Annotated in this window: 8 protein-coding genes; 6 read left to right on the forward strand and 2 right to left on the reverse strand. The window is 60.9% G+C overall.

Annotated elements, in window-relative coordinates; translation table 11 throughout:
- Nucleotides 1-119: 119 nt before the first annotated feature.
- From NB069_RS14655 to baeR, 6 genes are read left to right on the forward strand one after another with little or no spacing between them, the layout of a single operon-like run.
- On the forward strand, nt 120-1,352 hold the full coding sequence (locus tag NB069_RS14655) for an MdtA/MuxA family multidrug efflux RND transporter periplasmic adaptor subunit (RefSeq protein ID WP_250584676.1): 1,233 nt from the start codon (nt 120-122) through the stop codon (nt 1,350-1,352).
- Complete coding sequence (locus NB069_RS14660) at nt 1,352-4,477, forward strand: MdtB/MuxB family multidrug efflux RND transporter permease subunit (RefSeq protein WP_250584677.1); 3,126 nt, start codon at nt 1,352-1,354, stop codon at nt 4,475-4,477. The genes NB069_RS14655 and NB069_RS14660 overlap by 1 nt, the downstream gene beginning before the upstream one ends.
- Nucleotides 4,478-7,558, forward strand: coding sequence for a multidrug efflux RND transporter permease subunit MdtC (gene mdtC / locus NB069_RS14665; protein WP_250584678.1), 3,081 nt, complete (start codon nt 4,478-4,480; stop codon nt 7,556-7,558).
- A complete protein-coding gene (locus NB069_RS14670; protein ID WP_250584679.1) occupies nt 7,555-8,970 on the forward strand; it encodes an MFS transporter in 1,416 nt (471 codons plus the stop codon). Before mdtC ends, NB069_RS14670 begins: the two co-directional genes overlap by 4 nt.
- A complete protein-coding gene (gene baeS, locus NB069_RS14675; RefSeq protein WP_250584681.1) occupies nt 8,967-10,370 on the forward strand; it encodes a two-component system sensor histidine kinase BaeS in 1,404 nt (467 codons plus the stop codon). The genes NB069_RS14670 and baeS overlap by 4 nt, the downstream gene beginning before the upstream one ends.
- Nucleotides 10,367-11,092, forward strand: coding sequence for a two-component system response regulator BaeR (baeR, locus tag NB069_RS14680; RefSeq protein WP_250584683.1), 726 nt, complete (start codon nt 10,367-10,369; stop codon nt 11,090-11,092). The genes baeS and baeR overlap by 4 nt, the downstream gene beginning before the upstream one ends.
- A 36-nt stretch (nt 11,093-11,128) precedes the next feature.
- Here the strand turns inward: baeR and NB069_RS14685 are convergent, their stop codons facing one another.
- On the reverse strand, nt 11,129-11,872 hold the full coding sequence (locus NB069_RS14685) for a MerR family transcriptional regulator (protein WP_250584685.1): 744 nt from the start codon (nt 11,870-11,872) through the stop codon (nt 11,129-11,131).
- 108 nt (nt 11,873-11,980) lie between these two features.
- Nucleotides 11,981-13,207 carry a diguanylate phosphodiesterase gene (locus tag NB069_RS14690; RefSeq protein ID WP_250584687.1) on the reverse strand — a complete coding sequence of 409 codons (1,227 nt, stop codon included), beginning with the start codon at nt 13,205-13,207 and terminating at the stop codon, nt 11,981-11,983.
- Nucleotides 13,208-13,219 lie beyond the last annotated feature (12 nt).

Here is a 13,219-nt window from a genome sequence, read left to right on the forward strand (position 1 = left end):
CTTTTACCTCCATTCAGACAAATCCAGACAGTCTTTCATATTTCCTCCATTTTTCCGCTCAATTGCCTCACTAAACTAGTATTATTTTCCGCACTGTTTCAGGACGAGAACATATAACGATGAAAGGCCGCAATAAATCCCGCTGGGTAATCGCCGCTGGCATCATTGTGGTGGCCCTTGCCGCCGCGTGGTACTGGCATCAACAGGCTTCGGCCCCCGCCGGGGCGTCGAGCCAGACGCAGCGCCCGGCAGGGGGTGGACGCCACGGGATGCGCGGCGGCCCGCTGGCGCCGGTTCAGGCGGCGACCGCCGTCAGTAAATCCGTTCCGCGCTATCTTTCGGGCCTCGGCACTATCACCGCCGCCAATACCGTTACCGTGCGCAGCCGCGTCGACGGGCAGCTGATCGCCCTGCACTTCCAGGAAGGGCAACAGGTGAAAGCCGGCGATCTGCTGGCCGAAGTCGATCCCAGCCAGTTTAAGGTTGCGCTGGCGCAGGCCCAGGGACAGCTGGCGAAAGATCAGGCCACCCTCGCTAACGCCCGCCGGGATCTGGCCCGTTATCAGCAACTGGTGAAAACCAACCTTGTCTCCCGCCAGGAGCTCGACGCCCAGCAGGCGCTGGTCAGCGAAAGCCAGGGAACCCTCAAAGCCGATCAGGCCGCCGTCGCCAGCGCGCAGCTGCAGCTCGACTGGAGCCGCATCACCGCCCCCATCGACGGGCGTGTCGGGTTAAAACAGGTGGACATCGGCAACCAGATCTCCAGCGGGGATACCACCGGGATCGTGGTGCTGACCCAGACCCACCCTATCGACCTGGTCTTCACCCTGCCGGAAAGCGATATCGCTACCGTTGTCCAGGCACAGAAAGCGGGCCAGACGTTAACCGTCGAAGCCTGGGATCGCGCCAACAAGCAGAAACTGAGCGACGGCACCCTGCTGAGCCTTGATAACCAGATCGACACCACGACCGGCACCATCAAGCTGAAAGCGCGTTTCAGCAATCAGGATGACGCCCTGTTCCCGAACCAGTTTGTTAATGCCCGCATGCTGGTGGCGACCGAAGAGAATGCGGTGGTGATCCCTACCGCAGCGCTGCAGATGGGTAACGAAGGCAACTTCGTCTGGGTGCTGAACAGCGACAACAAGGTCAGCAAACATCTGGTGAAACCGGGTATTCAGGACAGCCAGAATGTGGTGATTACCGCCGGCCTGTCGGCAGGCGACCGCGTGGTGACCGACGGGATCGACCGTCTTACCGAAGGGGCAAAAGTGGAAGTGGTGGAAGCCCATACCGACACCCCGGCAGAGCCTGCGAAACGCGAACATAAAAAACAGGGAGCGAACGCCTGATGCAGGTCATGCCTCCGAGCGCCACTGGCGGCCCGTCGCGCCTGTTCATTCTGCGCCCTGTCGCCACCACGCTTCTGATGGTGGCGATCCTGCTGGCGGGGATCATCGGCTACCGCTTCCTCCCGGTCTCTGCCCTGCCGGAAGTGGATTATCCTACCATTCAGGTGGTGACGCTCTACCCTGGCGCCAGCCCGGACGTGGTCACCTCGGCCATTACCGCCCCGCTTGAGCGCCAGTTCGGGCAGATGTCGGGCCTGAAGCAGATGTCCTCCCAGAGCTCCGGCGGCGCGTCGGTGGTAACACTCCAGTTCCAGCTTAGCCTCTCACTGGACGTTGCCGAGCAGGAGGTGCAGGCCGCGATCAACGCGGCCACCAACCTGCTGCCCTCTGACCTGCCTAACCCGCCGGTTTACAGCAAGGTCAACCCGGCGGATCCGCCGATCATGACCCTCGCCGTCACCTCCTCCGCCATGCCGATGACCCAGGTCGAAGACATGGTAGAAACCCGCGTGGCGCAAAAAATATCCCAGGTTTCCGGCGTCGGGCTGGTGACCCTCTCCGGCGGCCAGCGCCCGGCAGTGCGCGTGAAGCTCAACGCCCAGGCCATTGCCTCTCTGGGGCTGACCAGCGAAACCATCCGCACCGCCATCAGCAATGCCAACGTTAACTCGGCCAAAGGCTCCCTCGATGGCCCGACCCGGGCGGTGACGCTCTCCGCCAACGACCAGATGCAGTCTGCGGATGAGTATCGCCAGCTGATTGTTGCGTATCAGAACGGGGCGGCGATCCGCCTGGGGGACGTCGCCACCGTCGAACAAGGGGCGGAAAACAGCTGGCTGGGGGCATGGGCCAACAAGCAGCAGGCCATCGTGATGAACGTCCAGCGCCAGCCGGGGGCGAACATCATCGACACCGCCGACAGCATCCGCGCCATGCTGCCCACGCTCATCGACAGCCTGCCGAAATCGGTCAGCGTCAAGGTGCTGTCGGATCGCACCACCAATATTCGCGCCTCGGTGAGCGACACCCAGTTTGAACTGATGCTGGCGATTGCGCTGGTGGTGATGATCATCTACCTGTTCCTGCGTAACGTCCCGGCGACCATTATCCCGGCGGTGGCGGTGCCCTTGTCGCTGGTCGGTACCTTTGCCGTGATGGTGTTCCTCGACTTCTCGATCAACAACCTGACGCTGATGGCCCTCACCATCGCCACCGGCTTCGTGGTGGATGATGCTATCGTGGTCATCGAGAACATCTCCCGCTATATCGAAAAAGGCGAAAAGCCGCTGGCGGCGGCACTGAAAGGGGCCGGTGAGATCGGCTTTACCATCATCTCCCTGACCTTCTCGCTGATTGCGGTGCTGATCCCGCTGCTGTTTATGGGCGATATCGTCGGGCGCCTGTTCCGCGAGTTTGCCGTGACCCTGGCGGTGGCGATTTTAATCTCGGCGTTGGTTTCCCTGACCCTGACGCCGATGATGTGCGCCCGCATGCTGAGCCATGAATCCCTGCGCAAGCAGAACCGTTTCTCCCGCGCCTCGGAGCGGATGTTCGAGCGGATCATCGCCGCCTATGGCCGCATGCTCGCAAAAGTGCTGAACCACCCGTGGGCAACCCTCGGCGTGGCGCTGGGTACCCTTGCCCTGAGCGTGCTGCTGTGGGTGATGATCCCGAAAGGCTTCTTCCCGATTCAGGATAACGGCATTATCCAGGGCACCTTGCAGGCCCCGCAGTCGGTCTCCTTCGCCAGCATGGCCCAGCGCCAGCAGGCGGTTTCCGATGTGATCATGAAAGATCCGGCAGTCGAGAGCCTGACCGCGTTTGTCGGCGTGGATGGCACCAACCCGTCCCTGAACAGCGCCCGCCTGCAGATCAACCTCAAACCGCTGGACGATCGTGACGACCGGGTTAACACGGTAATAGAGCGACTGCAGCGCGCGGTGGCGAAAGTGCCTGGCGTGGAGCTCTACCTGCAGCCCACCCAGGATCTGACCATCGATACCACCGTCAGCCGCACCCAGTATCAGTTTACCCTGCAGGCCACCAGCCTCGACGCCCTCAGCACCTGGGTGCCGCAGTTGATTGACGAACTCCGGCAGCTGCCGCAGCTCTCCGACGTCAGCAGCGACTGGCAGGACAAAGGCCTGGCGGCGTACATCAACGTCGATCGCGACAGCGCCAGCCGTCTGGGTATTACCATGGCGGATGTCGATAACGCGCTTTACAACGCCTTCGGCCAGCGTCTGATCTCCACCATTTATACCCAGGCCAACCAGTACCGGGTGGTGCTGGAGCACGACACCCGGCAGACGCCGGGGCTGGCCGGGCTGGACACCGTTCGCCTGACCAGCAGCAGCGGCGGAATTGTGCCCCTGAGCGCCATAGCCAAAGTAGAGGAGCGCTATACGCCGCTGGCGGTGAACCATCTGGATCAGTTCCCGTCCACCACCATTTCGTTTAACGTCCCGGACGACTACTCCCTGGGCGAGGCGGTCCAGGCGATCACCGATGCGGAGAAAAACCTCAGCTTCCCGACCGATATCCAGACCAAATTCCAGGGCAGCACCCTGGCCTTCCAGGCCGCGCTCGGAAGCACCATCTGGCTGATCGTGGCCGCGGTAGTGGCGATGTACATCGTGCTGGGGGTGCTGTATGAGAGCTTTATTCATCCGATCACCATCCTCTCAACTCTGCCTACCGCAGGCGTAGGGGCGCTGCTGGCGCTGATGCTGGCGGGCAGCGAGCTGGACGTCATTGCCATCATCGGCATCATCCTGCTGATCGGCATCGTCAAGAAAAACGCCATCATGATGATCGACTTTGCCCTCGCCGCCGAGCGCGAGCAGGGGATGTCGCCGCGTGACGCCATTTTCCAGGCCTGTCTGCTGCGTTTCCGCCCGATCCTGATGACCACGCTGGCTGCGCTGCTCGGCGCCCTGCCGCTGATGCTCAGCACCGGCGTCGGCGCCGAACTGCGCCGTCCGCTGGGGATTGGCATGGTGGGCGGCCTGCTGGTAAGCCAGGTGCTAACCCTGTTCACCACGCCGGTGATCTATCTGCTGTTTGACCGCCTGGCCCTGTGGAGCAAAAGCCGCTTCCCGAAACGTGAAGAAGAGGAGGCGTAAGTGAAGTTTTTTGCCCTCTTCATTTACCGCCCGGTGGCGACGATTTTAATCTCCCTTGCCATTACCCTGTGCGGCGTTCTCGGCTTCCGGCTGCTGCCGGTGGCCCCGCTCCCGCAGGTGGATTTCCCGGTAATCATGATCAGCGCCTCCCTGCCGGGCGCGTCGCCGGAAACCATGGCCTCGTCGGTGGCCACCCCGCTTGAGCGCTCGCTCGGGCGCATCGCCGGGGTCAACGAGATGACCTCCAGCAGCTCGCTCGGCAGCACGCGTATCATTCTTGAGTTTAACTTCGACCGCGATATCAACGGCGCGGCGCGGGACGTGCAGGCGGCGATCAACGCCGCGCAGAGCCTGCTGCCGAGCGGCATGCCGAGCCGTCCGACCTACCGTAAAGCCAACCCGTCCGATGCGCCGATCATGATCCTGACGCTCACCTCGGACACGTACTCTCAGGGGCAGCTGTACGACTTCGCCTCCACCCAGCTGGCGCAGACCATCGCCCAGATCGACGGCGTGGGCGACGTGGACGTTGGCGGCAGCTCCCTGCCCGCCGTGCGCGTGGGGCTCAATCCGCAGGCGCTGTTTAATCAGGGCGTCTCGCTGGATGACGTGCGCAGCGCTATCAGCAATGCCAACGTACGCAGGCCCCAGGGGTCGGTGGAGGATGGCAGCCGCCGCTGGCAGATCCAGACCAACGACGAGCTGAAAACGGCGGCGGAGTACCAGCCGTTAATCATTCACTACAATAACGGCGCGGCGGTGCGCCTGAGCGACGTGGCGAGCGTCACCGACTCGGTGCAGGACGTGCGTAACGCCGGGATGACCAACGCTAAGCCAGCCATTTTGCTGATGATCCGCAAGCTGCCGGAAGCCAACATCATTGAGACGGTGAACAGCATCCGCGCCCGTCTGCCGGAACTGCAGGAGACCATTCCGGCAGCCATCGACCTGCAGATTGCCCAGGATCGCTCCCCCACCATTCGCGCCTCGCTGGAGGAGGTGGAGCAGTCGCTGATTATCTCGGTGGCGTTGGTTATCCTCGTGGTCTTCCTGTTCCTGCGCTCCGGACGTGCGACGCTGATCCCGGCGGTCGCCGTGCCGGTGTCGCTGATTGGTACCTTCGCCGCCATGTACCTGTGCGGCTTTAGCCTCAACAACCTGTCGCTGATGGCGCTGACCATCGCCACCGGCTTTGTGGTGGATGACGCCATCGTGGTGCTGGAGAACATCTCCCGCCATCTCGAAGCGGGAATGAAGCCGCTCCAGGCGGCGTTGCAGGGCTCACGGGAGGTCGGTTTTACGGTGCTCTCCATGAGCCTGTCGCTGGTGGCGGTATTCCTGCCCCTGCTGCTGATGGACGGCCTGCCGGGGCGTCTGCTGCGGGAGTTTGCGGTGACGCTGTCGGTGGCGATTGGCATCTCGCTGTTAGTGTCCCTGACGCTGACGCCGATGATGTGCGGCTGGATGCTGAAACGCAGCCCACCGCACTCCCAGCCGCGCAAGCGGGGCTTTGGCCGCCTTCTTATAGCCCTGCAGGAGAGCTACGGCAAATCGCTGAAATGGGTCCTGAACCACACCCGGATCGTCGGGCTGGTGCTGGTGGGCACTATCGCGCTTAACGTCTGGATGTACATCTCCATTCCAAAAACCTTCTTCCCCGAGCAGGACACCGGCGTGCTGATGGGCGGTATTCAGGCCGACCAGAGCATCTCCTTTCAGGCGATGCGCGGCAAGCTGCAGGACTTTATGAAGATCATCCGTGAAGACCAGGCCGTGGATAACGTCACCGGCTTCACCGGCGGCTCGCGGGTCAACAGCGGAATGATGTTTATCACCCTTAAGCCCCGCGACGAGCGTAACGAAACCGCCCAGCAGGTGATCGACCGCCTGAGGGTCGCGCTGTCGAAAGAGCCGGGAGCGAATATGTTCCTGGTGGCGGTGCAGGATATCCGCGTCGGCGGACGTCAGTCGAACGCCAGCTATCAGTACACCCTGCTGTCGGACGATCTCGCGGCGCTGCGGGAGTGGGAACCGAAGATCCGCAAGGCGCTGGCGGCGCTACCCCAGCTGGCGGATGTGAACTCCGACAGCCAGAATAACGGCGCGGAGATGGCCTTAACCTACGATCGTGAAACCATGTCGCGGCTGGGCATTGACGTCAGCGCCGCGAACAGCCTGCTGAATAACGCCTTCGGCCAGCGGCAGATCTCGACCATCTATCAGCCAATGAACCAGTACAAGGTGGTGATGGAGGTCGATCCGCGCTATACCCAGGATATCAGCGCCCTGGATAAGATGTTTGTGATTAATAACGACGGCAAGGCGATCCCCCTCTCCTACTTTGCCCACTGGCAGCCTGCTAACGCGCCGCTGTCGGTGAACCACCAGGGGCTGTCGGCGGCGTCCACCGTGTCGTTCAACCTGCCAACCGGCTCGTCACTGTCGGAGGCCAGCGAGGCCATCACCCGCACCATGACCCAGCTTGGCGTCCCGTCCTCGGTGCGCGGCAGCTTCGCCGGTACCGCACAGGTGTTTCAGGAGACCATGAAATCGCAGGTGATCCTGATTCTGGCGGCTATTGCCACGGTCTATATCGTGCTGGGCGTGCTGTATGAGAGCTATATTCATCCCCTGACCATTCTCTCCACGTTGCCGTCGGCGGGGGTGGGCGCGCTGCTGGCGCTGGAGCTGTTCGGCGCGCCGTTCAGCCTGATCGCGCTGATCGGTATTATGCTGTTAATCGGCATCGTAAAGAAAAACGCCATCATGATGGTCGATTTTGCCCTGGAGGCGCAGCGCAACGGCAACATGACGCCGCAGGAAGCCATCTTCCAGGCCTGCCTGCTGCGTTTCCGCCCGATTATGATGACCACCCTGGCGGCGCTGTTTGGCGCCCTGCCGCTGGTGATTTCCAGCGGTGATGGAGCAGAGTTACGCCAGCCGCTGGGGATCACCATTGTCGGCGGGCTGGTGATGAGCCAGCTGCTGACGCTGTACACCACCCCGGTGGTCTATCTGTTCTTCGATCGCCTGCGGGTGCGTTTTTCCCGTAAACCCAACGAGACGGTACCTGGCCCATGACCGATCTTCCCACTCAGGTTCGCTGGCAGTTGTGGATTGTCGCCTTCGGCTTCTTCATGCAGTCGCTGGATACGACCATCGTCAATACCGCCCTCCCCTCAATGGCGAAAAGCCTCGGGGAGAGCCCGCTGCATATGCATATGGTGATCGTCGCCTACGTGCTGACGGTGGCGGTGATGCTGCCCGCCAGCGGCTGGCTGGCGGACAAAGTGGGGGTGCGCAATATCTTCTTTACCGCCATCGTGCTCTTTACCGCTGGCTCCCTGTTCTGCGCCCGGGCAGAGACGCTGAACGAACTGGTGATGGCCCGGGTGCTGCAGGGCGTCGGCGGGGCGATGATGGTGCCGGTGGGCAGGTTAACGGTGATGAAGATTGTGCCGCGCGAGCAGTATATGGCGGCAATGACCTTCGTCACCCTGCCCGGCCAGGTGGGGCCGCTGCTGGGCCCGGCCCTCGGTGGCGTGCTGGTGGAGTACGCCTCCTGGCACTGGATCTTCCTGATTAACCTGCCGGTGGGCATCATCGGGGCGATCGCCACCCTGTGTCTGATGCCGAACTACAAAATGCAGACCCGGCGCTTTGACCTGGCGGGCTTTTTCCTGCTCGCGGCGGGAATGGCGACCCTGACCCTGGCGCTGGACGGACAAAAAGGGCTCGGGATCTCTCCGCTGGCGCTGGCCGGACTGGTGGCTATCGGGGTGGTATCGATTCTCTGGTATCTGTGGCATGCCAGGGGTAACGACCGGGCGTTGTTCAGCCTCACGCTGTTCCAGAACACCACCTATCGCCTGGGGCTGCTCGGTAGCCTGGCCGGGCGTATCGGCAGCGGCATGCTGCCGTTTATGACCCCGGTCTTTTTGCAGATTGGCCTCGGCTTTTCGCCGTTCCATGCCGGGCTGATGATGATCCCCATGGTGCTCGGCAGCATGGGGATGAAGCGCATTGTGGTGCAGGTGGTGAACCACTTTGGCTATCGCCGGGTGCTGGTTGCCGCCACGCTGGGGCTGGCGCTGGTGAGTCTGCTGTTTATGGGCGTCGCGCTGCTGGGCTGGTACTACGTCCTGCCGCTGGTGCTGTTCTGCCAGGGGATGATCAACTCCATCCGCTTCTCCTCCATGAACACCCTGACGCTCAAAGATCTCCCCGATGAACAGGCGAGCAGCGGCAACAGCCTGCTGTCGATGATCATGCAACTGTCGATGAGCGTCGGCGTGACCATCGCCGGGCTGCTGCTGGGCATGTACGGGCAGCACCAGCTCACCGCCGACAGCACCGTCGTCCATCAGGTGTTTCTCAACACCTACCTGAGCATGGCACTGATCATCGCCCTGCCGGTCTTTATTTTCGCCCGGGTTCCGGATGATACCAGCAAGAATGTCGTCATCAGGCGGCGCAAAAGGAGTAAACCATGAAGTTCTGGCGACCGGGCATTACCGGCAAGCTGTTTCTGGCCATTTTCGCCACCTGTATTGTCCTGCTGATCACCATGCACTGGGCGGTGCGGGTCAGCTTTGAACGCGGTTTTATCGACTACATCAAACACGGCAACGAGCAGCGGCTGCAGGGCTTAAGCGATGCCCTGGCCGAGCAGTACGCCCTGCACGGCAACTGGCGCTTTTTACGTAATAACGACCGCTTTGTCTTTCAGATCCTGCGCTCGCTGGAGCACGATACCGACGACGATCGCCCCGGCCCCGGTATGCCGCCGCACGGCTGGCGCACCCAGTTCTGGGTGATCGACCAGGATCTGCGGGTGCTGGTCGGCCCGCGCGCCCCGGTGCCGCCGGACGGCACGAAGCGGGCCATCACGGTGAATGGCAATGCCGTCGGCTGGGTGATCGCCTCCCCCGTTGAACGGCTGACGCGCAATACCGACATCAATTTTGACCGCCAGCAGCGCCAGACCAGCTGGCTGATTGTGGCCCTTTCCACCCTGCTGGCGGCGCTGGCTACCTTCCCGCTGGCGCGAGGCCTGCTGGCTCCGGTCAAGCGGCTGGTGGACGGCACCCACCGGCTGGCGGCCGGAGATTTCTCCACTCGCGTCGATACCCGCAGCCAGGACGAACTGGGCAAGCTGGCGCAGGACTTTAACCAGCTCGCCAGCACCCTGGAGAAAAACCAGCAGATGCGCCGGGACTTTATGGCCGATATCTCCCATGAGCTGCGCACTCCGCTGGCGGTGCTGCGCGGCGAACTGGAGGCCATTCAGGACGGCGTGCGGAAATTCACCCCGGAATCGGTGACCTCGTTGCAGGCGGAGGTGGGCACCCTCACCAAGCTGGTGGACGATCTGCATCAGCTGTCGATGTCCGACGAGGGGGCGCTGGCCTACCAGAAAGCCCCGGTAGATGTGATTAATATTCTGGAAGTGGTCAGCGGTGCATTCCGGGAACGCTTTGCCAGCCGGGACCTGCGCATCGAGCTGTCGCTGCCGGAGAACGCGGTGGTGTTTGGCGATCGCGACCGGCTGATGCAGCTGTTTAACAACCTGCTTGAAAACAGCCTGCGCTATACCGACGCGGGCGGGGCACTGCGGATCTCCGGCAAATGTGAAGCGCAACGCTTCGCGCTGACCTTCGCCGACACCGCGCCCGGCGTCTCTGATGAGCAGCTCAGCAAGCTGTTTGAGCGTTTTTACCGCACCGAAGGTTCCCGCAACCGCGCCAGCGGTGGCTCCGGGCTGGGGCTGGCAATCTGCGTCAACATCGTTGAAGCCCACGGCGGCACCCTTCGTGCCGCCCATTCGCCTTTTGGCGGGGTTAGCATTACAGTAGAGCTACCGCTGGAACGCGATTTATCGAGAGAAGCATGACTGAGTTACCCATTGACGAAAATACACCCCGCATCCTGATTGTGGAGGACGAGCCTAAGCTTGGGCAGTTATTAATCGACTATCTGCGGGCGGCGAGCTATGCCCCGTCGCTTATCAACCACGGCGATCGGGTGCTCTCTTACGTGCGCCAGACCCCGCCGGATCTGATCCTGCTCGACCTGATGCTGCCTGGCACCGACGGCCTGACCCTGTGCCGCGAAATCCGCCGCTTCTCTGAAGTGCCGATTGTTATGGTGACCGCCAAAATCGAAGAGATCGACCGCCTGCTGGGGCTGGAGATCGGTGCCGATGATTACATCTGCAAACCCTACAGCCCACGCGAAGTCGTGGCCCGGGTGAAAACCATTCTGCGCCGCTGCAAGCCGCACCGTGAGCTGCAGGTGATGGATGCTGAAAGCCCGCTGATTATCGACGAAGCCCGTTTCCAGGCGAGCTGGCGCAGCAAGCTGCTGGACCTGACGCCTGCGGAGTTCCGCCTGCTGAAAACCCTCTCTGGCGAGCCGGGAAAAGTGTTCTCCCGCGAGCAACTGCTGAACCACCTGTATGATGATTACCGGGTGGTGACGGATCGCACTATCGACAGCCACATCAAAAATCTGCGCCGTAAGCTGGAAGCCCTGGATGCCGATCAGTCGTTTATTCGTGCGGTTTATGGAGTGGGATATCGCTGGGAAGCGGATGCGTGCCGGATCGGCGGATGAAGGAGGTAAAATTACCCGCTGCGGCGGGTAATGGCATCAGAGGACGTCAGCCGCCCCGTGTGCCGTAATAACATAACCCTGCTTTTGCCAGTGATCCAGCTGCTGGCGCTGTTCGTCTGACAGCGTTTTACCCGCCCAGACGAGAATGTGCTGACCGGGGAAGAACTCCGGATGGGGTAACTCAAGGGGTTCAGCAAAGACGTTGATGCGCCAGCCCCGCTGCGACAGACGCCACCCCTCCATCCACAGGCGGGTACGATCCTCAACCCCCCAGCCAATGAGTAACGCATCCCTTCCCGCTTTGGTACGCGAGTCGGTCAGGCTGTTGACCGCCTGCTCAATCAGAATGCCGTCCAGTAAGCTGCCCATAATACGCGCGGTGGCGTGGTCAAGGCGCAGGGTGTCTCGCACAGGGATAAACACGTTGTCGATTAGCGCGTCAACAGGATGATGCTGACAGAAAATGGCGATCTGCGCCCGTGACTTAGACGGGTTCACCTGACGTAGCGTGCCGATCATCTCTTCCTGTAGCACACGCCAGTCTCCCGGCTCGGAGGCTTTTTCCCCATCTAGCAGGGCTTTGACCTTACCCACCGGTACGCCACGCTCAATCCAGCGCTTGATCTCTTCTATGCGCTGCAGATCGTCGTCATCAAATTGTCGATGTCCACCTTCACTGCGCTGCGGCTTCAGCAGGCCATACCGGCGCTGCCACGCACGCAGGGTGACGGGATTGATGCCGCAACGTTCTGCCACATCGCCAATACTGTAAAAGGCCATCAATTCCTCATGGCTAATCAATATATTCATCGTTCAAGGTAACGAATCTCACCGGGCAGTACAACTTGTAATATTGTACAACAGAATTGTATCACTGCCCGGTAAAGGTTAGAGAATAACCTCCTCGCGCGGCTCAGGCCAGGCAACTGGCGGGATCCCGGCCAGTTCAGGGTGGGCAAAAAGGTGCCCCTGGAACTGAGAAACGCCTGCAGATTCGAGCCACATCCACTCTTCCGGCTGCTCGATACCCACTGCGGAGATCAGAATTTCTAAAGCTGTACAACATTTTATGATAGCGAGCACAATCGCCTGCCGCGGACCGCTCTTGTGAACGTCGCGAATCAGATCACGGTTAATCTTAATTCTGTCTGGCTGGAACTGCGCCAGCAGTAACAGACCGGCAAAACCCCCGCCAAAGTGGTCGATCGCCACGCCGATGCCTGCGGCTTTTAACTCGCGCACCGCACCGGTGAACGCCTCCAGACGTGAGATGACTTCATGCTCGGTAAATTCCACCACAATCTGCTCGGCCACCAGCCCGTTAGCCTCAATCTCCCGGATCAGATAGTCGACTGCGTTGGGAATTTTGACCAGCGTCATGGGTAAAAGGTTCACGGACAGGCTCTGCTCCCCCAGCCCCAGCTCCTTTGCCATCGCAAAAGCAACGCTCTTACTTTTAAGGTCGGCTTCATAGACGGCATCGCCTTCCAGCCCTTCAAACCAGCTCAGGGAGGGCTCCCCTTGCGGCGTGCGGATCAGGGCTTCAAGGGAGACAACTTCCCGGGCCAGCGGGTCGATAATCGGCTGGAACGCGAAGCTGCACAATTCACTGTAACAGCCCGGCAGGGTGCGTACGCTGGGATCGTCGTTATCAGGAACGAACACCCAGTGGTCCCCTGACGGCAGCTCAAAGTAGTTCTCTTTTTCACTCTCCTCGACGAAGGTTCTGAAAAACTGCAGCGCCCTGTCGTTATAGGTCATCTGGTACTTAGTGGTGCCCTTATCCAGCACGTTTTGCAGCACTTCATTACGGTCATAATGACGTAAATCAAACAGTTCCATGCCGTACTTACCGAAGCGTCGGGCGCGAGAATAATCGCACAACAGTTCCACCACATTGTGGTGGCGCGGGTCTTCACAGATCGCGCGGTAAATGGCTCTTACATTCTCCTCGGGTCCCTCGAGCAGCTGAAAAAAGAGCTTGCCAGTAAACAGAAGAATGCCGCTAACACCGGCTTCTTTGTTTTTTTCATTTGCTGCAACAACCATGTCTTCCAGCACTGTTACCGGTACGTCATCATGAAAATGGCTACGGTAAATAATGGTAGTGAGCATAGGATTTCCAAT

It is taken from the genome of Leclercia adecarboxylata (assembly GCF_023639785.1).
Taxonomy (GTDB): domain Bacteria; phylum Pseudomonadota; class Gammaproteobacteria; order Enterobacterales; family Enterobacteriaceae; genus Enterobacter; species Enterobacter adecarboxylatus_D.

Coding starts and splice junctions, on each gene's coding strand:
- NB069_RS14655 (WP_250584676.1), top strand. CDS start 120: ATGAAAGGCCGCAATAAATCCCGCTGGGTAATCGCCGCTGGCATCATT.
- NB069_RS14660 (WP_250584677.1), top strand. CDS start 1,352: ATGCAGGTCATGCCTCCGAGCGCCACTGGCGGCCCGTCGCGCCTGTTC.
- NB069_RS14670 (WP_250584679.1), top strand. CDS start 7,555: ATGACCGATCTTCCCACTCAGGTTCGCTGGCAGTTGTGGATTGTCGCC.
- baeS (WP_250584681.1), top strand. CDS start 8,967: ATGAAGTTCTGGCGACCGGGCATTACCGGCAAGCTGTTTCTGGCCATT.
- baeR (WP_250584683.1), top strand. CDS start 10,367: ATGACTGAGTTACCCATTGACGAAAATACACCCCGCATCCTGATTGTG.
- NB069_RS14685 (WP_250584685.1), bottom strand. CDS start 11,872: ATGGCCTTTTACAGTATTGGCGATGTGGCAGAACGTTGCGGCATCAAT.
- NB069_RS14690 (WP_250584687.1), bottom strand. CDS start 13,207: ATGCTCACTACCATTATTTACCGTAGCCATTTTCATGATGACGTACCG.